The organism is Pseudoxanthomonas sp., assembly GCF_036845285.1.
Taxonomy (GTDB): Bacteria; Pseudomonadota; Gammaproteobacteria; order Xanthomonadales; family Xanthomonadaceae; genus Pseudoxanthomonas_A.
The window spans coordinates 266,263-287,835 of the sequence record NZ_DAIUEE010000004.1; the positions used below are offsets into that span (position 1 = coordinate 266,263).

The 21,573-nt window shown below is 67.9% G+C and carries 20 protein-coding genes; 10 read left to right on the forward strand and 10 right to left on the reverse strand.

The genetic code is table 11. The annotated features are described in order from the left end of the window. Positions 1 to 154: 154 nt before the first annotated feature. Complete coding sequence (locus tag V7060_RS07525; RefSeq protein WP_334178618.1) at positions 155 to 493, forward strand: P-II family nitrogen regulator; 339 nt, start codon at positions 155 to 157, stop codon at positions 491 to 493. Then, positions 490 to 1,368: a restriction endonuclease gene (locus V7060_RS07530; protein WP_334178619.1), complete on the forward strand. Its 879-nt coding sequence runs from the start codon at positions 490 to 492 to the stop codon at positions 1,366 to 1,368. Before V7060_RS07525 ends, V7060_RS07530 begins: the two co-directional genes overlap by 4 nt. 79 nt (positions 1,369 to 1,447) lie before the next feature. Here V7060_RS07530 and speE read toward each other — a convergent pair whose 3' ends face one another. Beyond that, a complete protein-coding gene (gene speE, locus V7060_RS07535; RefSeq protein ID WP_334178620.1) occupies positions 1,448 to 2,305 on the reverse strand; it encodes a polyamine aminopropyltransferase in 858 nt (285 codons plus the stop codon). Positions 2,306 to 2,595: 290 nt separating this feature from the next. Here speE and speA point away from each other — a divergent pair, with 290 nt between their 5' ends. Continuing rightward, positions 2,596 to 4,497, forward strand: a complete 1,902-nt coding sequence (gene speA, locus V7060_RS07540) for an arginine decarboxylase (protein ID WP_334178621.1) — start codon at positions 2,596 to 2,598, stop codon at positions 4,495 to 4,497. A gap of 221 nt (positions 4,498 to 4,718) precedes the next feature. Here speA and V7060_RS07545 read toward each other — a convergent pair whose 3' ends face one another. The 5 genes from V7060_RS07545 to radC form a co-directional block, all read right to left on the reverse strand. Next, positions 4,719 to 5,468 (reverse strand): SDR family NAD(P)-dependent oxidoreductase, encoded by a 750-nt coding sequence (locus tag V7060_RS07545; RefSeq protein WP_334178622.1) that lies wholly within the window; start codon positions 5,466 to 5,468, stop codon positions 4,719 to 4,721. A 36-nt stretch (positions 5,469 to 5,504) separates the two neighbouring features. Further along, positions 5,505 to 5,927, reverse strand: a complete 423-nt coding sequence (locus tag V7060_RS07550; RefSeq protein WP_334178623.1) for a hypothetical protein — start codon at positions 5,925 to 5,927, stop codon at positions 5,505 to 5,507. Next, on the reverse strand, positions 5,924 to 6,718 hold the full coding sequence (locus V7060_RS07555; protein WP_334178624.1) for an SPOR domain-containing protein: 795 nt from the start codon (positions 6,716 to 6,718) through the stop codon (positions 5,924 to 5,926). Before V7060_RS07555 ends, V7060_RS07550 begins: the two co-directional genes overlap by 4 nt. A 14-nt stretch (positions 6,719 to 6,732) precedes the next feature. After that, positions 6,733 to 8,421, reverse strand: coding sequence for an arginine--tRNA ligase (gene argS, locus V7060_RS07560; RefSeq protein ID WP_334178625.1), 1,689 nt, complete (start codon positions 8,419 to 8,421; stop codon positions 6,733 to 6,735). Between the two features lie 85 nt (positions 8,422 to 8,506). Beyond that, entirely contained in the window at positions 8,507 to 9,181 is a 675-nt protein-coding gene (gene radC, locus V7060_RS07565; RefSeq protein ID WP_334178626.1) for a DNA repair protein RadC, read from the reverse strand. Positions 9,182 to 9,277: 96 nt separating this feature from the next. Between radC and coaBC the strand changes: the two genes are divergently transcribed. The 3 genes from coaBC to V7060_RS07580 are packed head-to-tail and all read left to right on the forward strand — an operon-like array spanning position 9,278 to position 13,322. Next, positions 9,278 to 10,507 (forward strand): bifunctional phosphopantothenoylcysteine decarboxylase/phosphopantothenate--cysteine ligase CoaBC, encoded by a 1,230-nt coding sequence (gene coaBC / locus V7060_RS07570; protein WP_334178627.1) that lies wholly within the window; start codon positions 9,278 to 9,280, stop codon positions 10,505 to 10,507. After that, entirely contained in the window at positions 10,504 to 10,968 is a 465-nt protein-coding gene (dut, locus tag V7060_RS07575; protein ID WP_334178628.1) for a dUTP diphosphatase, read from the forward strand. The genes coaBC and dut overlap by 4 nt, the downstream gene beginning before the upstream one ends. 14 nt (positions 10,969 to 10,982) lie before the next feature. Next, positions 10,983 to 13,322 carry a phosphomannomutase/phosphoglucomutase gene (locus tag V7060_RS07580; RefSeq protein ID WP_334178629.1) on the forward strand — a complete coding sequence of 780 codons (2,340 nt, stop codon included), beginning with the start codon at positions 10,983 to 10,985 and terminating at the stop codon, positions 13,320 to 13,322. 75 nt (positions 13,323 to 13,397) lie between these two features. On the opposite strand, the gene V7060_RS07585 is transcribed toward V7060_RS07580, so the two are convergent. Then, on the reverse strand, positions 13,398 to 14,114 hold the full coding sequence (locus V7060_RS07585) for a hypothetical protein (RefSeq protein ID WP_334178630.1): 717 nt from the start codon (positions 14,112 to 14,114) through the stop codon (positions 13,398 to 13,400). A 17-nt stretch (positions 14,115 to 14,131) separates the two neighbouring features. Then, a complete protein-coding gene (pyrE, locus tag V7060_RS07590) occupies positions 14,132 to 14,803 on the reverse strand; it encodes an orotate phosphoribosyltransferase (protein WP_334178631.1) in 672 nt (223 codons plus the stop codon). 116 nt (positions 14,804 to 14,919) lie between these two features. On the opposite strand from pyrE, the gene V7060_RS07595 reads away from it, so the two are divergent. The 3 genes from V7060_RS07595 to V7060_RS07605 are packed head-to-tail and all read left to right on the forward strand — an operon-like array spanning position 14,920 to position 17,292. Beyond that, positions 14,920 to 15,690, forward strand: a complete 771-nt coding sequence (locus V7060_RS07595) for an exodeoxyribonuclease III (protein ID WP_334178632.1) — start codon at positions 14,920 to 14,922, stop codon at positions 15,688 to 15,690. Next, a complete protein-coding gene (locus V7060_RS07600) occupies positions 15,690 to 17,018 on the forward strand; it encodes an MFS transporter (RefSeq protein WP_334178633.1) in 1,329 nt (442 codons plus the stop codon). The genes V7060_RS07595 and V7060_RS07600 overlap by 1 nt, the downstream gene beginning before the upstream one ends. A 46-nt stretch (positions 17,019 to 17,064) precedes the next feature. Then, positions 17,065 to 17,292 (forward strand): hypothetical protein, encoded by a 228-nt coding sequence (locus V7060_RS07605; RefSeq protein WP_334178634.1) that lies wholly within the window; start codon positions 17,065 to 17,067, stop codon positions 17,290 to 17,292. Here the strand turns inward: V7060_RS07605 and V7060_RS07610 are convergent. Together V7060_RS07610 and V7060_RS07615 are read right to left on the reverse strand one after the other, a co-directional pair. Then, complete coding sequence (locus tag V7060_RS07610; RefSeq protein ID WP_334178635.1) at positions 17,289 to 18,428, reverse strand: anhydro-N-acetylmuramic acid kinase; 1,140 nt, start codon at positions 18,426 to 18,428, stop codon at positions 17,289 to 17,291. The genes V7060_RS07605 and V7060_RS07610 overlap by 4 nt on opposite strands. A 73-nt stretch (positions 18,429 to 18,501) precedes the next feature. Then, entirely contained in the window at positions 18,502 to 19,947 is a 1,446-nt protein-coding gene (locus V7060_RS07615) for a peptidoglycan DD-metalloendopeptidase family protein (protein ID WP_334178636.1), read from the reverse strand. Between the two features lie 182 nt (positions 19,948 to 20,129). Between V7060_RS07615 and tyrS the strand changes: the two genes are divergently transcribed. Then, the gene (tyrS, locus tag V7060_RS07620) at positions 20,130 to 21,338 is read left to right on the forward strand and encodes a tyrosine--tRNA ligase (RefSeq protein ID WP_334178637.1); all 1,209 of its coding nucleotides are present in this window, start codon (positions 20,130 to 20,132) and stop codon (positions 21,336 to 21,338) included. Positions 21,339 to 21,573 lie beyond the last annotated feature (235 nt).

Below are 21,573 nucleotides of genomic sequence, written 5' to 3' on the forward strand. Positions count from 1 at the left end.
GCCGACGCCGTGCCGGCCATCGGGATTCGCTGCGCAGCGCTGTCGGGAAAATCCGGCGGCGAGGCGGCCATTGAACCGCGATACGGCCCGCAGCCGCAACCGCACGCCGTCGCGTCGCGCTATCCTGCGGGCAGCATCGATGGGAGCACCTTGCATGAAAATGGTCATGGCGATCATCAAACCGTTCAAGCTGGACGACGTGCGCGAAGCGCTGGCGGAATCCGGCGTCGCCGGCATTACCGTCACCGAAGTGAAAGGCTTCGGCCGGCAGAAGGGCCACACCGAGCTGTATCGCGGCGCCGAGTACGTGGTGGATTTCCTGCCGAAGGTGAAGCTGGAGGTCGCGGTCACCAACGACCAAGCGGAGCAGGTGGTCGAAGCCATCGTGAAGGCGGCGGGTACCGGCAAGATCGGCGACGGCAAGGTGTTCGTCTATGACCTGGAGCGGGTAGTGCGCATCCGGACGGGTGAACTGGATGCTGACGCGCTGTGAGCAAGCGGACTAAAGGAACGACCGAGTTCGTTCGCTGGATGGGGCCGTTGCTTGACTGTCTTCGCTCGGTCGGTGGGTCCGCCAAGCCGAAAGAAGTGTCGAGTTGGATTGCAAAGACGTTGGACTTGCCGCCGGAAATCACGGATCTGACGATCAAGTCCGGGGCAAACAGATTCCATAATCAGGTTCAATGGGCCAGACAGTACTTGGTCTGGCAGGGACTGATAGATGACTCGCGCAGGGGAGTTTGGACGCTGACACCGCTGGGATGGAAAACTCATCTTGACGACGCTTCCAGTCGAGCGATTTTTCTGTCCACGGTGAAGCAATACCAAGAGACACGCCGCCTCCCGGCAGAGGCAGAGAGCACGATTGCACTGCCTGTGGATGAGCTTCCTTTAGATGAGCAGCAAGAACAGTCGTTACTTGAGGTGCTCCAGTCCTTGCCGCCTTATGGCTTTGAGCTCGTGTGCGAGCGCCTGCTGCGTGAACATGGCTTTGAGTCGGTGTCTGTTACGCAAAAATCCAGGGATGGCGGGATTGATGGCTATGGTGTTCTGAGATTAAGTGCGTTCGTCAGTCTCAAGGTGGCATTTCAGGCTAAGCGCTATAAGGATGTTGTGGGTAGGGCTGCTGTCGGAGAATTCCGCAACGCTTTGCTGGGACGTGCGGAGAAAGGCGTGTTCATAACTACAGGGCGTTTCACGTCTGACGCGGAGATGGAGGCTGCCCGTGATGGCGTCATTCCCATAGAGCTTGTGGACGGAGATCGACTGGTATCTCTTTTCGAGGATGTCGGGCTGGGTGTGCGGCCCAAGCAGATTATCGAGATCGACTATGCCTTCTTCGAGCAGTTCAGATCACAGCGACAATGAAGCGTTTTGGCGCCGCAGAATGAATCGAGACAAAAAAGCCCCGCATTGCGGGGCTTTTTTGGTACGCGCGTCTTGGTGCCTACTCGCCCAGCGCCTTCGCCACGAACGGCGGCGCGACCAGCACGCCCGTGTGCAGGTGCGCGGTGTAATACAGCGTGTCGAACGGCTTGGCCGCGGCGTCCGCCTGGCGGAACGCGAAGTCGGCGCCGGCCGCCTTGCTGGCGATGGTCACGCTCCACCAGCCGGTCGGGTAGCACGGCTGCGGGAACGGCAGCGTCTTGAACGACTGGAAACCGGCCTTGCCCATCTCGGCGCGCATGTCCTTGATCAGGTCCAGCAGCGCCAGCGGCGACTCCGACTGCTGCACCAGCAGGCCGTCCGGCTTGAGCGCGCGATGGCAGCTCTCGAAGAACGCCTTGTTGAACAGGCCTTCCGCCGGGCCGACGGGGTCGGTCGAATCGACGATGACCACGTCGACGCTGCCGGGTTCGCAGTTGGCCATGTACGCCACGCCGTCGTCGAACAGCAGTTCGGCGCGCGGATCGTTGTTCGACTCGCACAGCTCGGGGAAATACTTCTCGGCCATGCGCGTGACCTGCTCGTCGATGTCGCACTGCGTGGCCTTCTCCACGCCCGGGTGCTTCAACACTTCGCGCAACGTGCCGCAGTCGCCACCGCCGATGATCACCACGCGCTTCGGTGCGGCGTGGGTGAACAGCACCGGGTGGCTGATCATCTCGTGGTAGAAGAAGTTGTCGCGCGTGGTCAGCATCATCGCGCCGTCGATCACCATCAACTTGCCCCAGTCGGTGCTGTCGTAGATCTCGATCTTCTGGAACGGCGACTGCACCTCGTCCAGCTTGCCGGTGGTGCGGAAACCGATGGCCGAGCCGGTGTGCGAGAAGTGTTCGATGAACCAGGTGTCGTTGGCGGTCATGGGGAGATTCCTCGGATGAAGGGGACGGCTCCTTCCCCCGCATGCGGGGGAAGGTTGGGATGGGGGCGAACGGATCGCATGGCCTTACGCACGCTGCATCGACAGGCGCGACGTGCTTCGATTGCCCCCACCCCGACCCTCCCCCGCAAGCGGAGGAGGGGGCGGATGACGGGCGCGCATTGTAACGGACCCATGTGACCGCAGCCTGTAGAATGCGCCTCCGCGCCGCAGTGGACTCCCCGCTACGGTATCGACGAACGCGTCGCCACGCGCCAGCCCAGCGAATAGCCATGACTTCCAGCCCCATCTGGTCCACCGACCACGCCCGCAAGACCTACTCCGTCCCGCACTGGGCCGAAGGGTATTTCGACGTGGACGCCGCCGGCCGCATCGTGGTGTCGCCGAAGGGCGCGCAGGGTCCGCTGATCCCGCTGCCGGAGGTGGTCGACGCCGCGCGCGCGCAGGGCGCGCAGCTGCCGCTGCTGGTGCGCTTCCCCGACATCCTCGGCGACCGCCTCGGCAAGCTGCAGGCCGCGTTCGCGCAGGCGCAGGCCGACTGGGAGTACAAGGGCGGCTACACCGCGGTCTATCCGATCAAGGTCAACCAGCATCGCGGCGTCGCGGGCACGCTGGCCTCGCATGCGGGTGAGGGTTTCGGCCTGGAGGCCGGCAGCAAGCCCGAACTGATGGCCGTGCTGGCGCTGTCGCGCCCCGGCGGGCTGATCGTCTGCAACGGCTACAAGGACCGCGAATACATCCGCCTGGCGCTGATCGGCCGCAAGCTGGGCCTGCAGACCTTCATCGTCATCGAGAAGCCGTCCGAGCTGGCGCTGGTCATCGAAGAGTCGCGCGCGCTGGGCGTGAAGCCGGGCCTGGGCGTGCGCATGCGGCTGGCCACGCTGGGCGCCGGCAAATGGCAGAACAGTGGCGGCGACAAGGCGAAGTTCGGCCTGTCGCCGCGCCAGGTGCTGGACCTGTGGAAGCAACTGCGCGAGGCGGGCCTGCAGGACACGCTGGGCCTGCTGCATTTCCACATGGGGTCGCAGATCAGCAACGTGCGCGACATCGCCAACGGCATGCGCGAGGCGACGCGGTACTTCGTCGAGCTGTCGAAACTGGGCGCCACCATCAGCCATGTCGACGTCGGTGGCGGCCTCGGCATCGATTACGAAGGTACCCGTTCGCGCAGTTACTGCTCGATCAACTACGGCATCGGCCAGTACGCCAGCAACATCGTGCAGCCGCTGGCCGAAGCCTGCGAGCAGCATGGCCTGACGCCGCCGCGCATCGTCACCGAGTGCGGTCGCGCCATGACCGCGCACCACGCCGTGCTGGTGGTCAACGTGTCGGAAGTCGAGCAGGCGCCGGAAGGCCGCGTGCCGCCGTCGCATGACGACGAACCGGCGGTGATCCGCCACCTGCGCGAAATCCATGGCGAGCTGGATACGCGCCCGGCCGTCGAACTGTTCCACGAAGCGCAGCACCACCACAGCGAAGGCCTGTCGCTGTATGCGCTGGGCCAGATCGACCTGGTCCACCGTGCGCGCATCGACGACCTGTTCTACGCCATCGCACACGCCGTGCGTGCGCGCTTGAGCAGTGACGAGCGCAGCCATCGCGACCTGCTGGACGAACTCAACGAGCGTCTGGTCGACAAGTACTTCGTCAACTTCAGCGTGTTCGAATCGATCCCCGATGTCTGGGCGATCGACCAGGTGTTCCCGATCGTACCGATCGAGCGCCTGGACGAAGCGCCGGCGCGGCGCGGCATCATCGCCGACATGACTTGCGATTCGGACGGCATGGTCAAGACCTACGTCGAGAACGAGGGCCTGGACTCCTCGCTGCCGTTGCACGCGATGAAGCCGGGCGAGAGCTATCGCCTCGGCATCTTCCTGGTCGGCGCCTACCAGGAAATTCTTGGCGACATCCACAACCTGTTCGGCGATACCGATGCGGTCGAAGTCAGTGCCGATGCCGGCAATGGTTATCTGATCGCCCAACAGCGTCGCGGCGACACCACCGACGTGATGCTCGACTACGTCGGCTACCAGCTCGCCGATCTGCGCGCCGTCTATCGCCAGCGCGTGGAAGAAGCCGGATTGCCGGCGGCGGAATCGCAACGGCTGGCGGATGCGCTGGAAGCGGGCCTCACCGGCTACACCTACTTGTCGGACGAACCGCTGTCGTAGCGTGCGCTGCGCGCACGACTTCAGGATGCCCGATACCCCGTGACGTGCGCATGGCGCACGCTACGTGGCGCCCGTCTTCACGGCGGGCGATCAGACCTATCACCGATGGGCTGCAAGCCGGTTCGGGTGGTTAAATCTGGCCCCTGGCGTAGCGTGCGCTGCGCGCACGACCTCAGGATGCCCGATGCCGCGTGACGTGCGCATGGCGCACGCCACGAACTTCAGTCGCGCGCCACCTGGAATCCCGCGAACGACTGCGTCACCGGCATGATTTCCAGCCGGTTGATGTTGAGGTGCGGCGGCAGGGTGGCGACGTAGAAGATCGACTCGGCGATGTCCTCGGCGGTCATCGGATTCGCACCGGTGTAGAGCTTTTCCGACGCGGCCTGGTCGCCGTGCGTGCGCACCAGGGTGAATTCGGTTTCGGCCATGCCGGGTTCGATCGTCGTCACGCGCACGCCGGTGCCGTGCAGGTCGCTGCGCAGGCCGAGCGAGAACTGGCTGACGAAGGCCTTGCTGCCGCCATAGGCATTGCCGCCCGGATACGGATACACGCCGGCGACCGAGCTGATGTTGATGATGGCGCCCTTGCGTTCGACCAGCTGCGGCAGCAGGCGGTGCGTCAGCACGACCAGCGCAGTGACGTTGGTGTCGATCATGGTGCGCCAGTCCGACAGCAGGGCGTGCTGCGCGGGCAGCGTGCCCTGCGCGAGGCCGGCGTTGTTGACCAGCAGGTCGATGTCGCGGAAGCCTTCCGGCAGCGCGGCGAGGGCGGCGTCCATCGCCGCTTCATCGCGGATGTCGAAGGCGGCGGCATGCACCTTGTCGGCGCCGATTTCGTCCACCAGTGCCTGCAGGCGCTCGGTGCGTCGCCCCGTCGCGACCACGCGCCAGCCCGCGGCGGCGAAGCGACGGACGGCGGCGGCGCCGAAGCCGGAGGTGGCGCCGGTGATGAGGGCGATGCGGGTCATGCGGATTCCTTGGGGGAAGCGAACAGGGGATCGTGGTCAGCGTCGCGCCGTCTGCCGCGTGTACCACAGGGTGCCCAGCCAGGTGCCGGACGCGGCCGCCGCCACGGACAGCGTCGCGCTCAGCGCGTTCGTCCGCAGCAGGTAACCGAGCGGGTAGGCGATGTCCGAGGCCGAGCCGGCGATGCCGGCCAGCACCGACAGTGTCGCGATCCACACGGCCAGCGTCAGGCCGACGGCGACGATCAGGAAGCGATGGCCGGCCAGTGCGCCGCCCAACCCCATGCAGGCGGCTGTGACGAGGTAGCTGGCCGGCGTGAGGAATCCCCAGCGGGTCTGCACCACCTCCTGCCATGCGGAGGGCAGCACGCGCCCGACCAGCCACGAGGCGACGAGCAGCGAGACCATCGCCGCGGCCGTGGCCAGCATCAGGCGCTGCCATGTCGGCCGCGCGACGCTCACTGCGCTTTCACCGCCATCGCCGGCAGGCCACCGCTGGCGAGCTTCTGTTTCGCTTCGGCCAGTTCGCTGGCGGTGCCGTACGGCCCCATGCGCACGCGGTACACCGTCTTGCCATTGATCTGCGCCGATTCCACGCGGGCGCTGAGGCCGAGCATGGCGATCTTGGCCTTGGTGGCTTCGGCATCGCCGGAGGCACCGAAGGCGCCGGCCTGCAGGATGTAGCGCGCGCCGGCATCGGTGCTGGCCACGGTCGCCGCCGGCCTGGGCGTTGCCGCGACGTCCGCAGCGCGCGGTGCTTCGGTGGTGCGCGCGGGTTCGGTTTCGTTGATCGGCGTCGGCTGGGCCGGCGCGGTGCCGGTGGTCGGCGCCGCGGCGACGGGCGTCGTGGCCTGGCCGTTCAACGCCGCGCGCGCCTTGCGGGCGTCTTCTTCGCGTGCGCTGGCCGCCAGTTCCGCGTCGGACATCTGCACTTCCTTGCCGGGCAGCAGGGTGTAGAAGTCGTACTGCGTTTCCTTGGGTGCGGATTCGCCGGGCGTCGTGGCGGTGGCCGGGGTGTCGCCGGAGGGTGCGTCGGGCACGACCGATTCCACGTCGGCGCTGTCGATCGGTGCCGGCTGCGCATCGGGATTGGGTTGCGGACGGAAGAAGCCGTCGCCGTCCTTCTTGCCGAGGCCGGGCACGATGAAATACACCGCCAGGCCGATCAGCAGGCCGAGGACCAGCCACACCCATGGCGGGGTGGCATGGCCGGAGTTACGGGTGGCCTGGTTCTTGCCGCGCCTTGCTGCCATCTACTGCTCTCCGCTCACATCTTCTCGGGCGCGCTGACGCCCAACAGGTCCAGTCCGTTCGCCAGCGCCTGGCGTACCGCCAAGGCCAGCGCCAGTCGCGCATCGCGCGCGGCCGCGTCGTCGATCAGCACCGGCGTGCCGGCGTACCACGTGTGGAAAGCATAGGCCAACTCGCGCAGGTATTGCGCCACGACGTGCGGCTCCAGCGATTCGCCGGCGGCCTCCACCACTTCCGGATAGCGCGACAGTTCCACCATCAACTGCAGCGAGGTCTCGTCATCGAGCAGGGCCAGGTGGGCCAAGCCGTTCGCCTGGTCGTACGTGTAGCCCTTCTCGCCGGCCTGTCGCAGCAGGCTGCAGACGCGGGCGTGCGCGTACTGCACGTAGAACACCGGATTGTCGTTGCTTTGCTGGCGGGCCAGGTCGATGTCGAACGTCAGCTGCGAATCCGGCTTGCGCGCGATCAGGAACCAGCGCGTCGCATCGGCGCTGGTTTCCTCGACCAGGTCGCGCAGGGTGAAGTAGCTGCCGGCACGCTTGGACAGCTTCACTTCCTCGCCGCCGCGCATCACCGTGACCATCTGGTGCAGCACGTATTCCGGATAACCCTGCGGAATGCCCTCGCCCAGCGCCTGCAGGCCGGCCTTCACGCGGGCCAGCGACCCATGGTGGTCGGCACCCAGTTCGGTGATGGCGCGCTCGTAGCCGCGCTGCCACTTGCTGAGGTGGTAGGCCACGTCCGGCACGAAGTAGGTGTAGCTGCCGTCGGACTTGCGCATCACGCGGTCCTTGTCGTCGCCGAAGTCGGTGGACTTCAGCCACAGCGCGCCGCCTTCCTCGTAGGTATGGCCGGAGGCGACCAGCTTGCGCACGGTTTCCTCGACCTTCTGGTCGGCGTACAGCGAACTCTCCAGGAAGTAGCGGTCGAACGACACGCCGAACGCGGCCAGGTCCAGGTTCTGTTCGCGACGCAGGTAGGCGACGGCGAAGCGGCGGATCGCGTCGAGGTCCTGTGGATCCTTTTCGCCAGTGACCACGTGGCCCTCGACCTCGACCGAATCGCCATCGAGGTAGGCCTGCGCCACGTCGGCGATGTAGTCGCCGCGGTAGCCATCTTCCGGCCAGCCCTCGCTGTCCGGCGTCTTGCCGAGCGCGCGGGCCTGGGTGGAGCGGGCGAGGTTGTCGATCTGCACGCCGGCATCGTTGTAGTAGAACTCGCGCTTCGCATCCCAGCCGTTGGCGGCCAGCACGCGCGCGATGCAGTCGCCGATGGCGCCGGCGCGACCATGGCCGACATGCAGCGGACCGGTCGGATTGGCCGAGACGTACTCGACGCCCACGGTGCGGCCCTGCCCGCTGTCGTTGCGGCCATAGGCGGCGCCCTGCGCCAGCGCCGTCGCCACTTCGCGCTGGTAGGCGCCGGGGCCGAGGTGGAAATTGATGAAGCCGGGGCCGGCGATCTCGACCTTCGCCACGTCGTCGCTGGCCGGCAGGGCCGCGACCAGCGCCGTGGCGATCGCGCGCGGGTTGCTGCGGGCGGCCTTGGCCAGCAGCATCGCGGCATTGGTGGCGAAGTCGCCGTGTTCGCGGGTCTTGGGCCGCTCGACCACGAAATCCGGCGTGGCGGTGTCGGCCGGCAGGGTGCCGGCGGCGCGCAGGGCATCGATGCCCTGGGCGATCAAGGCGCGGAGGGAAGCTTTCACGGAAGACCGTCGTGTTGCGTGGGAACCGCCTATTCTAGGTTTTCCCGGTCCCTGCGTGGGATCGGCCGGTTCAGCGATGCCCGTGTCAGACCCAGCCGCGCGCGGCCATCGACTGCGGCGGCCCGTCGCCGACGACGAAATGGTCCAGCAGGCGCACGTCCACCAGGGCCAGTGCCTGCTTCAGCCGCTGGGTCACCGCCCGGTCCGCGGCCGAGGGTTCCGCGCAGCCTGACGGGTGGTTGTGGCCCACGATCAGCGCCGTGGCGTTCAGCGCCAGCGCGCGCCGGGCCACTTCGCGGGGATGCACCTCCGCGCTGTCCACGGAACCCTGGAACAGTTCTTCGAAGGCCAGCACGCGATGGCGGGTATCGAGGAACAGGGCGGCGAACACCTCGTGCGGGCGGCCGCGCAGCCGGTGCGCGAAGTAGCGGCCGGCTGCCTCCGGGTCGCCGATGGCGTCGCCGCGGGCCAGCGAGGCGTGCAGCAGGCGGGTGCCGAGTTCCAGCGCGGCGCCGATGGCGCAGGCCCGGGCCGGCCCAAGGCCTGGCAGGGCGGTCAGTTCGGCCGGCGGGCGCTCCAGCAGGGCGCGCAGCGGACCATGCTGGGCCAGCAGCTCGCGGGCGGTGGCGACGGCGTCGCGTCCGCGCAGGCCCGAGCCGAGGAAGATGGCCAGCAGTTCCGCGTCGCTGAGGCTGGCGGGGCCGCGGGCGAGCAGCTTCTCGCGGGGACGTTCGTCGTGGGGCCAGTCGCGGATGTGCATGGCTGCAGCATCGTCCGCCCGCATGTCCGCACGCATCGGGCGTCACGGGGCGTTCGGGTAAGCTAATCGCCTGTATCGACGTAGGAATGGGCCGACGTGAGTGGATCGGACAAGACGCGGGGTCTGGCGGGGCAACGGCTGCTGCTGTGCGTGGGCGGCGGGATCGCCGCCTACAAGGCGCTGGAACTGGTGCGCCGGCTGCGCGATGCGGGCGCGGAGGTGCAGGTCGCGATGACCGCAGGCGCCCAGCAGTTCGTCACGCCCCTGAGCTTCCAGGCCCTGTCCGGGCAGCCCACGCGCACCACGCTGTGGGACAGCGCCGCCGAGCAGGCGATGGGACATATCGAACTGGCACGCTGGGCCGACCGGGTCATCGTCGCGCCTGCGACCGCCGACCTGATGGCGCGCCTGGCGCACGGTCTGGCCGATGACCTGGTGACCACGCTGTGCCTGGCGACCACCGCGCCCGTCACGATCGCGCCCGCGATGAACCACCGCATGTGGCAGCACCCGGCCACGCAAGCCAACCTGGCCACGCTGCGCAGCCGCGACGTGCAGGTGGTGGGTCCGAACGACGGCCCGCTCGCCGAGGGCGAGTCCGGTCCCGGCCGGCTGGCCGAACCGGACCAGATCGTCGCCGCCCTGGTCGGCCAGGGCGCCGCCGCACCGGCGGAACCGCAGGACCTGGCCGGGCTGAAGGTCGTGGTCAGCGCTGGCCCGACCTATGAAGACCTGGACCCCGTGCGCTACCTGGGCAACCGCAGCAGCGGCAAGATGGGCTTCGCCGTCGCCGCCAGCGCCGCCAAGCGCGGCGCCCGCGTCACCCTGGTCGCCGGGCCGGTGCATCTGGCCACGCCGGCCGGGGTCAACCGCGTGGACGTGCGCTCGGCCGCGCAGATGCACGATGCCGTGTTCGCCGCCCTGCCGGCCGACATCTACATCGGTGCCGCCGCCGTGGCGGACTACACCCCGCGCGAGCCGGCCGCCAACAAGATCAAGAAGTCCAGCGAGTCGCTGGCGCTGGACCTGGTACGCACGCCCGACATCCTGGCCGAGGTCGCCGCGCAGACGCAGGCGCTGAAACTGGTGGTCGGCTTCGCCGCCGAAACCAACAACGTGGCCGAGTACGCACGGAAGAAGCTGGACGCCAAGCGGCTGGACATGATCGTGGCCAATCGCGTGGGCATCGCCGACGGCGGTTTCGAAAGCGACCAGAATGCGATGACCGCCTACTGGAAGGACGGCGAGCGCAGCTTCGCCTCCGCGCCCAAGACCCGGCTGGCGGACGAACTGATCGACCTGATCGTGGAGCGATTGAACGCATGAGCGCAGCGCGCGCGGTGGAAGTGAAACTGCTGGATCCCCGCTTCGGCGACGAGTGGCCGATGCCGGCCTACGCCACCGAGGCCAGCGCGGGCATGGACCTGCGCGCGGCGCTCGATGCGCCGCTGGTGCTGGAGCCGGGCGATGCGGCGCTGGTGCCCAGCGGCATCGCCCTGCACCTGGGCGACCCGCACCTGTGCGCGGTGGTGCTGCCGCGTTCCGGCCTGGGCCACCGCCACGGCATCGTGCTCGGCAACGGCACCGGCCTGATCGATGCCGATTACCAGGGGCCGCTGCTGATCAGCGTGTGGAACCGGGGGCACGAGAGCTTCACCATCCAGCCCGGCGACCGCATCGCCCAGGTGATGGTGCTGCCGGTCGTGCGCGTGAGCCTGCAAGTGGTGGATACTTTCGCCGACAGCGCACGGGGGACGGGTGGCTTCGGCCACACCGGCGTGCGGTGACAGGGGACAAACCGATGAATACGACGAACGAGAACCGCGTGCGGATTCCCGTGGGCGACCTGCGCAGCGCGTTGCCGAAACTGGCGGTGCTGCTCGCCCTGCTGGCTGTCCTGCTGGCCTGGAGCGGTGTCCGCCAGTGGCGAGATGCCGGCCTGCTGGAAGACACGGAGCGCGCGCGCGACCGGGCGGTCGAGGTCGTGCAGGCCAGTCATGCGGCACAGGTCAAACAGCTGCAACAGCGGCTGGCGTCCGCGCCGGTCAAGGCGGCGCTGGCGGCGAACGATACGGCGGCCGCCGTCGCCGCCATCCGCGAGGGGTGGGCCGACGCAGAGCAGGTCGAGATCCTGGATGGCGCGCTGTTGGCCGCGTATGGCGATGCCGCGACCTTCGGTTTCAGCAAGCTGGCATTGCTGGAAGCGGGCATGCAGGGCAACGCCGTGGCGGCCCGTGTGGTGAAGGACGGCAAGCAGACCGCGTTCGGCATGGCCGCGGCGGTCCCGCAGGGCGTGCTGTACGTGCGCGTGCCGCTGGCCCGCCTGACCGAGGGCTTTGATGGCGTGGCGATGCCGGCCGGCGGCTACCTGGCGCTGCGCCAGGGCGCCTACTCGATCCAGCAGCGCGGCGACACGCGCCTGGAAGACGGCGCCGAGCGCATGGCCCACGCGGTGGGCAAGACCGGCTTGCGCGTGGCGACGGCGGCGCCCGACAGCGATTCCGGCCCGCTCGGCCTTGGCGCGATTCCGGCACTCGTGGTGGCGGCGTTGCTGGCCGGCCTGGCGATCGTGGCCGCACTGGTCGCACGCGGCGGTATGCGTGTGGGACGTTTTGGCGTGAAAGGGACCGAGATGCACGACATGGATGAGCCGACCCTGGGTGAAGCGCTGCTGCGCGATCCCGTCCCCGCCGCCGGGCGCACCATCGTGGTCGCCGAGGAGGGCGGTGACGGGGCCTATCGACAGGCCGAAGGCAAGGCGGTCGAGGTGGATCCCGGCATCTTCCGTGCCTACGACATCCGCGGCATCGTCGGCAAATCGCTGAGTGTCGAGGTGGCCGAGCTGATCGGCCTGGCCATCGGCTCGGTGATGCGCGACGAAGACCTGCCCGACATCGTCGTCGGCCGTGACGGCCGCCTGTCCGGCCCGGACCTGGTCGGTGGCCTGATCGAGGGTCTGCGCAAGGCGGGCCGCAACGTCATCGACATCGGCCTGGCGCCGACGCCGGTGGCGTACTTCGGCGCCTACCACCTGCGTGCGGGCAGCTGCGTGGCCGTCACCGGCAGCCACAATCCGCCGGACTACAACGGCTTCAAGATCGTCGTCGGCGGACAGACCCTGTCGGGCGACGCCATCACCGACCTGTACGAACGCATCCGCGACAACCGCCTGTACATCGCGGGCGTGCCAGGCGACCTGCAGCAGCGCGACATCGCCGCCGACTACATCCAGCGCATCGCCGACGACGTGCAGCTGGAGCGTCCGCTGAAGGTTGTGGTGGACGCCGGCAACGGCGTCGCCGGCGACATCGCGCCGCAGTTGCTGGAAGCGATCGGCGCGGACGTGATTCCGCTGTATTGCGAAGTCGACGGCACCTTCCCCAACCACCATCCCGACCCCAGCGAGCCGCACAACCTGGAAGACCTTATCCAGACGGTGAAGCGGTTCGATGCCGACATCGGCCTGGCCTTCGATGGCGATGGCGACCGCCTGGGCGTGGTGACGAAGGAAGGGGACATCATCTTCCCCGACCGCCTGCTGATGCTGTTCGCCGCCGACGTGCTGGAACGCAATCCGGGCGCGCTCATCATCTACGACGTGAAGTGCACCGGGAAGCTGCAGGGCTGGGTGCTGCGCCATGGCGGCACGCCGATGATGTGGAAGACCGGCCACTCGCTGATCAAGGCCAAGATGCGCGAGAGCGGCGCGGAACTGGCGGGCGAGATGAGCGGCCACTTCTTCTTCCAGGAGCGCTGGTACGGCTTCGACGACGGCCTGTACTCGGCCGCGCGCCTGCTGGAGATCCTGGCCAACCGGACGGAGACACCATCCGAAGTGCTGGCCGACCTGCCGGACGGCGTATCCACGCCGGAGATCAAGGTCGACGTGGTGGACGGCACGCCGCACGCCATCGTCGAGCGCTTCGTCGACGGTGCCGAGTTCGAAGGCGCGCGCCTGTCCACCATCGACGGCCTGCGCGCGGACTGGGACGACGGCTGGGGCCTGGTGCGCGCATCCAATACCACGCCGATCCTGGTGCTGCGTTTCGAAGCGGACAACACCGCCGCGCTGGAGCGCATCAAGACGGAATTCCGCACGCGCCTGCAGGCGCTGGCACCGGAGTTGAAGATGACGTTCTGATCGTCATCGCGACAGGCCATCACGACAGCGCCGGGCATTGCCCGGCGCTGTCGTTTCCAGGGTGGCGCGGCCGGCTTACCTGCGGACGGGCGCGGCAGGTTGCGGCGCGGCGGAGTCCAGCGCGGCCTCTTCCGCCTGTTCCGGCGTGATGCCCTTCATCGAACGGAAGCGCTGCAGGATATCGGCGATCTCCACGTCCAGTTCCGCGCGCTGCTTCTCGAAGCTCTGCTGCAGGCGGCGGGTGCGGACGAGTTCGGCGTGGCGCTGGTGGATGGAGGCGACCATTTCCTTGGGAACGGGGCGCCCCGCCAGTTCGTTGTCGCCTGCGGTCTGCAGCAGGCTGATCAGGCCGTCGCGCAGGCTGATGGTGTTGTAGCGGGCGGTACGGACATTGTTGTCGACGATGGCCGTGCGCTCGTTGAAGACCCGGCGCAGTTCTTCCTCGCTGCGGTACGACAGCAGCATCGCGGCGTCGGTGCGCCGGCGCATGTCCGCGGCGGCGGCGTCGATGAGCTGCTGCTGCGCCGCGACGGCGGCCTGCGCGCGTTCCTCGTCGGTCATGGCACGGTCCACGCCACCGGTGCGGAGTCCACTGGCCGCACTGATCTCGTCGCGCGCGATGTTGACGGCATCGGCCGGCAGCGCGTCGCTGCAGACGCGCTGGCCCTTCTCTTCCCAGCAGAAGAGTTTCTTGTTGGCCGGCGCGGCAGCGCCCTTGTTGCCCTGGGCGTGCGCCAACGGCGCGGCCACCAGCAGCGCAGCCAGCAGATAGGAGGTGGTACGGACGGTCATGGCAGTCCCCACTGCGGTCAGTCCTGGGCCGCGCTGCCGTAGCGGGCCCGATAGGCCAGCAGGTCGTCGCGGTGGTGGACAAGGTCGGCGCTTTCGCCGGCAAAAGCAAGCAGGTCGTGCAGGCTGGCGACGGCGATCACCGGCACGCCGGTTTCCTCGGCCACCGATTGCGCGGCGGAGCGGCGTGCGCCGTCGGTACCGGGTTCGCCCAGCACTTCCTGCCGGTCGAGTGCGACGACGATCCCGGCCGGCGTACCGCCGCCGGCGCGGATCAGGCCCAGCGCCTCGCGGATCGCGGTGCCGGCGGTGATCACGTCGTCCACGATCAGCACGCGGCGGTCTTCCATCGGTGCGCCGATGAGCAGGCCGCCTTCGCCATGGTCCTTGGCTTCCTTGCGGTTGAACGCCACCGGCAGGTCGCGGCCGCGGCGCGAGAATTCGCAGGCCACGGCGGTCGCCAGCGGAATGCCCTTGTAGGCCGGCCCGAACAGCAGGTCGAACTGCACGCCCGACGCATCCACCGCATCGGCATAACAGGCGGCCAGGCCGGCCAGCCGTGCGCCGCTGTCGAAGCGTCCCGCGTTGAAGAAATAGGGACTCTGCCGCCCCGATTTCAGCGTGAACTGGCCGAAGCGCAGGGCCTGCGCGTGCAGTGCGAGCTGGAGGAAGCGGGCGCGGTGATCGGTCATGGGCGGCGGCGGGACTGAACAGGTGAGGTGACAGGATAACCGCCCCTCGGTCGAGGCCGCGCGTCGAATGCGCCGGTTCGGGTACGCTTGCCCGGTTTCCGACGAACGACCTGCACATGCGCATCATCAGCTTCAACGCCAACGGCCTGCGCTCGGCCGCCACCAAGGGTTTTTTCGACTGGTTCACCGAGCAGAACGCCGATGTGCTGTGCGTGCAGGAGACCAAGGCCCAGGAACACCAGCTGGCCGGGCCGGAATTCCTGCCGGCCGGCTACACGGCCTGGTTCCGCGACGCGACCACCAAGAAGGGCTACAGCGGCGTGGCGATCTACGCGAAACGCGAACCCGATGAGGTCCGCACGGCGCTGGGCTGGCCGGACTTCGACGAGGAAGGCCGCTACCTCGAGGCGCGCTTCGGCGACCTGAGCGTGGTGTCGTTCTACATTCCGTCCGGTTCGTCGGGCGACGAACGCCAGGGCTTCAAGTTCAAGGTCATGGACTGGCTGGCGCCGGTGTTGGACGAATGGCGCCGCAGCGGCCGGCACTACGTGCTGTGCGGCGACTGGAACATCGTGCGCAGCCGGCTGGACATCAAGAACTGGACCAGCAACCAGAAGAACTCCGGCTGCCTGCCGCCCGAACGCGACTGGTTGAACGGCATGTGCGTGGACGACGGCGGCTGGGTCGACGCGTACCGCGCACTGCATCCGGAAGGGCAGGACTACACCTGGTGGAGCAACCGCGGCGCCGCGCGCGCCAACAACGTGGGGTGGCGGATCGACTACCAGTTCGTCACGCCGTCGTTGCGCGACCGCCTCACCGCCTGCTCGATCTACCGTGAGCAGCGCTTCTCCGACCATGCCCCCTTCACGGTGGACTACACCTGATGACGACTCCCGCCAGCGAACGCCCGGCCAAGCCCTCCGTGTGGCGGGCCTTCGCGCAGCCGTCGGCGTGGACGATGTTCTTCTTCGGCTTCGCCTCGGGCATGCCGTTCCTGCTGGTGGCCGGCACCCTGGCCTACTGGCTGACCGAGAACGGACTGGAGCTGAAGAACATCACCCTCATCGCCAGCGCCGGCCTGGCGTACACGCTGAAGTTCCTGTGGGCGCCGGTGGTCGACCGCTGGCGGCTGCCGCTGCTCGGGCGGCTGGGGCAGCGTCGCGGCTGGTTGCTGCTGGCGCTCGCGATCGTCATCGTCGGCCTGCTGCTGATGGCGCACCTGACGCCCGGGAAACTGGCGCCCTTCATCTGGGTCACCCTGATGACGGCGTTCGCCGGCGCCACGCTGGACATCGCCGTGGATGCGTACCGCATCGAGATCGCGCCGCAGGAATCGCAGGGTGCGCTGCTCGCCACGTATTCGCTGGGTTACCGCATCGCACTGATCATCACCGGCATGCTGGCGCTCGTGCTGGCCGACCACGTGCCGTGGCCGCAGGTGTACCTCGCCATGGCGGTCTTCATGCTGATCCCGGTGGTCGCGGTGCTGGTCGCAGCGGAGCCGGGCGTGGTGCGGGTCAGGATGACCACGTGGGCGGAAGGCCTGCAGGAAGGCGTGGTGGAGCCGTTCCTCGATTTCTTCCGCCGTTTTGGCCCGGCGCTGGCGCTGGCGCTGCTGGCCTTCATCCTGCTGGCGAAGATTTCCGACCAGTCGCTGGGCGGCGGCATCATGGCGCCGTTCTATCTCGGCCAGGGCTTCACCAAGACCGAGATCGCCACGGTCACCAAGTTCTACGGCATCTGGGTGGGCCTGGGCGGCGTGTTCCTGGCCGGCATCGCGATCGCGCGCTGGGGCGTCAAATGGCCGCTGCTGGCCGGCATCGTGCTGGGCGCGGTCAGCAACCTGCTGTATGTCTGGCTGATCGGGGCCGACGGTGATGTGTGGAAGCTGACGCTGGTGATTTCCGGCGAAAACCTGGCGCAGGGGTTCCAGGGCACCACGCTGGTGGCGTTCCTGTCCGCGCTGGTCAACCAGCGCTTCACCGCCACCCAGTACGCCCTGTTCTCGTCGCTGGTGATGCTGCCGGGCAAGCTGCTCAGTGCGATCTCCGGGGGCATCGTCGAGCAGACCGGCTACGGCGTGTATTTCTGGATCACCGCGCTGGTCGCGGTGCCGGCCGTCGTACTGTTCTTCTGGCTGGCGCCGCGCATCCGGTTCGGCAACGGACATGAAGCCGCCACGGGCGTCGATGCGCCGGATACGCAGGCTTGACCGGCTGCGCTACAGTTTCCGGCAGGGGCAGGCGGGGGAAGGCGGAATGACCGACATCGTGCTGAAGGACGTGGACCCGATCCTGGCCGAGCGCATCCGGCGCGTCTCGCACGCCCGCGGCTGGCCGATCCACGACACCATCTTCAATTTGCTGGAACAGGGCTTGTTCGCGTGCGAAGCGGAAGTGCGTCGCGGCTTCGATGATCGTGAGGTCAACGCACTGGCCGAGGCCATCAGCGCCCTGAAGGACGTGCCTTCCGGCAAGGGCTTCTAGGCCGGATACACCGTGCCGAGCACGCGGCGCCCCGATGCACCGGTGACGGCGGGCAGGTTGCCGGGCCGCCCGGCCAGCGTCTCTCGCGCCAGCCATGCGAAACCCATCGCTTCCACGTAGTCAGGGTCCAGGCCGTGCGAGGCCGTCGATTCCACGACGGCCTGCGGCAGGGAAGCGGCGAGACGCGCCATCAGCACGTGATTGCGCACGCCGCCGCCGCACACCAGCACGCGCCGCGTGTCCGGCTGCGTCATCTGCAGGGCGTCCGCCACGGTACGCGCGGTGAGTTCGAGCAGCGTGGCCTGCACGTCGGCAGGCGCGACGCCGGCGTCGTCCATGCGGGCCTGCAGCCAGTCCAGGTGGAAATGTTCGCGCCCCGTGCTCTTCGGTGGCGGCAGCGCGAACCACGGGTCGGCCAGCAGGCGGGCCAGCAGGGGCGCGATGACCTGTCCGCTGGCGGCGAAGGCGCCGTCGGCATCGTAGGCGCGGCCGGTATGGCGCTCGCACCAGGCGTCCATCAGCGCGTTCGCCGGACCGGTATCGAAGCCGCGGACATCGCCGGCGACCGGCAATAGCGTGAAGTTGGCGATGCCGCCGAGATTGAGTACCGCGCGGTCCTCGTGCGGAGAACCCAGCAGCTCGGCGTGGAAGGCCGGCATCAGCGGCGCGCCCTGGCCGCCTGCCGCCACGTCGCGGCGACGGAAGTCGGCCACCGTGGCGATCCCGCAGCGCTCGGCGATGACATTGCCGTCGCCGAGTTGCCAGGTGAACGGTGGTTCCGCATGCGGGCGATGACGGATGGTCTGTCCGTGCGAGCCGATCGCGTGGACGTGGCCGCGCGGTACGCCGGCCTCCTGCAGCAGCGCGAGCGCGGCCTCCGCGAACGCCTGCGCGATGCGCCCGTCCAGCGTACCCAGGGTGTCCAGCGACACCGTGTCCGCGCCCTGGCCGAGCGCGACGAGGTGCGCGCGCAGGGCCGCGTCCCACCCGAAGGTGCGGGCATGCACCAGTTCGCAGCGCAGGGTGCGGCCCTCACCGTCGAAGCGCACCAGCGCGGCATCGATGCCGTCGGCGCTGGTGCCGGACATCAGGCCCAGGTAGAGCGCGACGGGGATGGCATCGGCGGCGTGGGTCATGCGAAACCGTCAGGCGAAGAAAAAGGCGGGACAGTGTCCCGCCTTTTCAGTCATCCCGCCACGCGGACGGCGATCAGCCCTTGCCGCCCTTGCCGGTTGCCGCCTTCGCAGCAGCCACGGTCGCCGGCTTCTTGGCGTCGTCCGTCGGGCCGATATCGGCGTAGATGATGTCTTCCACGGTGCGGATGCGGGCCAGCGCATTGGCGGTGTAGGTGCGGTACGACGCGAGCTGCGCGCCCGCCAGCGGCTCCGGCGGCGGCATGGTCACCGACAGCGGATTGCGGTGCACGCCGTTGATGCGGAATTCGTAATGCAGGTGCGGGCCGGTCGACAGGCCGGTGGTGCCGACGTAGCCGATCACCGTACCCTGCGCCACGCGCTGGCCCTGCTTGATGTTGCCCATGCGCGACATGTGCGCGTACAGCGTGGTGTGGCCGCGGCCATGATCGAGGATCACCGTGCGTCCGTAGCCGCCCTGCCAGCCGGCGAACTGCACGCGGCCATCGCCGGCGGCCATGATCGGCGTGCCCGTCGACGCGGCGTAGTCCACGCCCTTGTGCATGCGCATGGTGCCCAGCACCGGATGGCGGCGCGCGCCGAACTTCGAACTCATGCGCGCATACGCGATCGGCATGCGGATGAAGTTCTTCTTCAGCGGCCGGCCGGCGGCGGTGAAGTACTCCGGCTTGCCGCCCGGACGGGTGAAGCGGAAGCCGGAATGCAGCTTGCCGTCGACGGTGAACGTGGCGGCCTGGACCGGACCCGTGCTGATCAGTTCGCCCTCGCGCCAGGTCTGTTCGACCACCACGCTGAAACGGTCTTCCGGACCCAGGTCGGAGTTGAAGTCGATGTCGTACTTGAAGATCTCGTCCGTCATCGAATTGATGTTGGCCGAGGTCAGGCCCGCCTTGCGCGCCGAGCGGTTCAAGGAGCGCCCCACCTTGCCGCTCAGCACGACGGTGCGGGTGGTGGTCTCGCGCGCGATCACGCGCTCGGTGACCTTGTCGTTACCGACCAGCAATTCGATGCGATGGCTGGGGTCGCGGTCGTAACGCAGCGTGCGCAGGCCGCCGGTGACGGGCAGGTCGAAGGCGATCTCGGTACCCGGCTTCAGTCGCGTCAGCGCTTTCTTGGCGTCGGCATTGTCCAGGATGCGGTGCAGGGTGGCGGCCGGAATGCCCAGTTCCTCGAAGATCGCCCCCATCGTCTGGCCCGGCTTCACCCGTACGACCTGCCAGCTGTCGCCGGCAGTGCCGGCCTGGCGCGCCGCGGACAATTCCGGCAGATCGAGCAGCAGCGTATTGCGTGGTTCCGAGATCGGTGCCTGGATCGCGCTGGAGAAGCCCGGCACGATGGTCGCCATCAACACGCCGATGGTGGTGAACAGGCTGGCGTGGATCCAGTGGCGGCGCGTCCAGCGCCCTTCCGGCAAATGCCGCTTCATGGCGGTATCGCGCAGCACCCCAAGGCGGTCCCGGAATTGTTGCTTGCGGCTGTTGCCGCCCCCATGAGTTTGCATCAAGGTTGCATCCCGGGGCCAAGGCAAAGCCCCAATCCGCGTACCATAGACACGCGAAGACTTCGCGTCAAACCATTGAGTCAAATAGCTTTTTTGATTGGTATCACTGTTTACTTCGTTTTAACGGTAGCTTCACGTCACTGACTTGGCCTTCACGTGGCCCCTATTGGAACCGTCCTCCCGTGTCCTCTGCAGAAGCGTTTGCCCTGATCGGCCGTGGTGCCGACGAAATCCTCAAGTCCGAAGACCTGGAGGCCCGCCTGAAGCGGGGCCGGCCGCTGCGCGTTAAGGCGGGCTTCGACCCCACCGCGCCGGACCTGCATCTGGGCCACACCGTGCTGCTGAACAAGATGCGGCAGTTCCAGGACCTCGGGCACCAGGTCGTCTTCCTGATCGGCGACTTCACCGGGATGATCGGCGATCCCTCCGGCAAGAACGTCACCCGCAAGCCGCTGACCCGCGAGGACGTGCTGGCCAACGCCCGGACCTACGAGGACCAGGTGTTCAAGGTGCTGGACCGGGAGAAGACCGAGGTCCGCTTCAACTCCGAATGGTTCGGCAAGATGGGTGCGGCAGACATGATCCGCCTCGCCGGCCAGCACACCGTCGCCCGCATGCTGGAGCGCGACGACTTCGCCAAGCGCTACGCCGCCCAGCAGTCGATCGCCATCCATGAGTTCCTGTATCCGCTGGTGCAGGGCTACGATTCCGTGGCGCTGCAGGCGGACGTCGAACTCGGCGGCACCGACCAGAAGTTCAACCTGCTGATGGGGCGCGGCCTGCAGGAGCATCACGGCCAGGCGCCGCAGATCGTCCTGACCATGCCGCTGCTGGAGGGCCTGGACGGCGTCAACAAGATGTCCAAGTCGCTGGGCAATTACATAGGCGTCAGCGAACCGGCCATCGACATCGTCACCAAGACCATGAAGATCGGCGACGACCTGATGTGGCGCTGGATCGAACTGCTGAGCTTCGAGATCGGCGTGGCAGACGCCGCCTCGCTGAAGTCTTCCGTCGCTGGCGGCGCATTGAACCCGCGCGACGTGAAGCTGCGGCTGGCACGCGAACTCGCGACTCGCTTCCATGATGCGGGCGAGGCCGAGAAGGCCATCGCGGGCTGGCATGCCGTCGTGACCGGCCAGGGCGATACCTCCTTGCTGGAGCTGAAGGATGTCGTCGTCCCGCAGGAGGGCATCCGCATCGCGGCACTCCTGACGGCCGCCGGCATCACGCCCAGCAACTCGGAAGCCAACCGCAAGCTCAAGGAGCGCGCGGTCAGGGTCGGCGGCGAGATCGTCGAGGATGCGGCCCTCCAGTTGCCCCCGGGCTTTGAGGGCGTGCTGCAGGTCGGCAAACGCAACTTCGCCCGGGTCAGGCTGGTTGCCGGCTGAGGCGTGCCTGAGTGGCGGTGGACGCCACGTGAAAATTTCCCGTCCGCCCCCTTCCAAAAACCGAAGGAACCGGCCATACTTTCCCTCCCCCGACGCACAGGGCCTTGCCGAACCGGCTGGGCGCCAAGCGGAGGGAAACGAATCGCCAACAACTTCGAAAAAAGGTGTTGACGAAACAGGAAAACCCGCCATAATAGGCGGCTCACCACGGCGGAAACGCTGCGGTTACGAAGGG

Coding starts and splice junctions, on each gene's coding strand:
- V7060_RS07525 (WP_334178618.1), top strand. CDS start 155: ATGAAAATGGTCATGGCGATCATCAAACCGTTCAAGCTGGACGACGTG.
- speE (WP_334178620.1), bottom strand. CDS start 2,305: ATGACCGCCAACGACACCTGGTTCATCGAACACTTCTCGCACACCGGC.
- speA (WP_334178621.1), top strand. CDS start 2,596: ATGACTTCCAGCCCCATCTGGTCCACCGACCACGCCCGCAAGACCTAC.
- V7060_RS07545 (WP_334178622.1), bottom strand. CDS start 5,468: ATGACCCGCATCGCCCTCATCACCGGCGCCACCTCCGGCTTCGGCGCC.
- V7060_RS07555 (WP_334178624.1), bottom strand. CDS start 6,718: ATGGCAGCAAGGCGCGGCAAGAACCAGGCCACCCGTAACTCCGGCCAT.
- radC (WP_334178626.1), bottom strand. CDS start 9,181: ATGCACATCCGCGACTGGCCCCACGACGAACGTCCCCGCGAGAAGCTG.
- dut (WP_334178628.1), top strand. CDS start 10,504: ATGAGCGCAGCGCGCGCGGTGGAAGTGAAACTGCTGGATCCCCGCTTC.
- V7060_RS07580 (WP_334178629.1), top strand. CDS start 10,983: ATGAATACGACGAACGAGAACCGCGTGCGGATTCCCGTGGGCGACCTG.
- V7060_RS07585 (WP_334178630.1), bottom strand. CDS start 14,114: ATGACCGTCCGTACCACCTCCTATCTGCTGGCTGCGCTGCTGGTGGCC.
- pyrE (WP_334178631.1), bottom strand. CDS start 14,803: ATGACCGATCACCGCGCCCGCTTCCTCCAGCTCGCACTGCACGCGCAG.
- V7060_RS07595 (WP_334178632.1), top strand. CDS start 14,920: ATGCGCATCATCAGCTTCAACGCCAACGGCCTGCGCTCGGCCGCCACC.
- V7060_RS07600 (WP_334178633.1), top strand. CDS start 15,690: ATGACGACTCCCGCCAGCGAACGCCCGGCCAAGCCCTCCGTGTGGCGG.
- V7060_RS07605 (WP_334178634.1), top strand. CDS start 17,065: ATGACCGACATCGTGCTGAAGGACGTGGACCCGATCCTGGCCGAGCGC.
- V7060_RS07610 (WP_334178635.1), bottom strand. CDS start 18,428: ATGACCCACGCCGCCGATGCCATCCCCGTCGCGCTCTACCTGGGCCTG.
- V7060_RS07615 (WP_334178636.1), bottom strand. CDS start 19,947: ATGCAAACTCATGGGGGCGGCAACAGCCGCAAGCAACAATTCCGGGAC.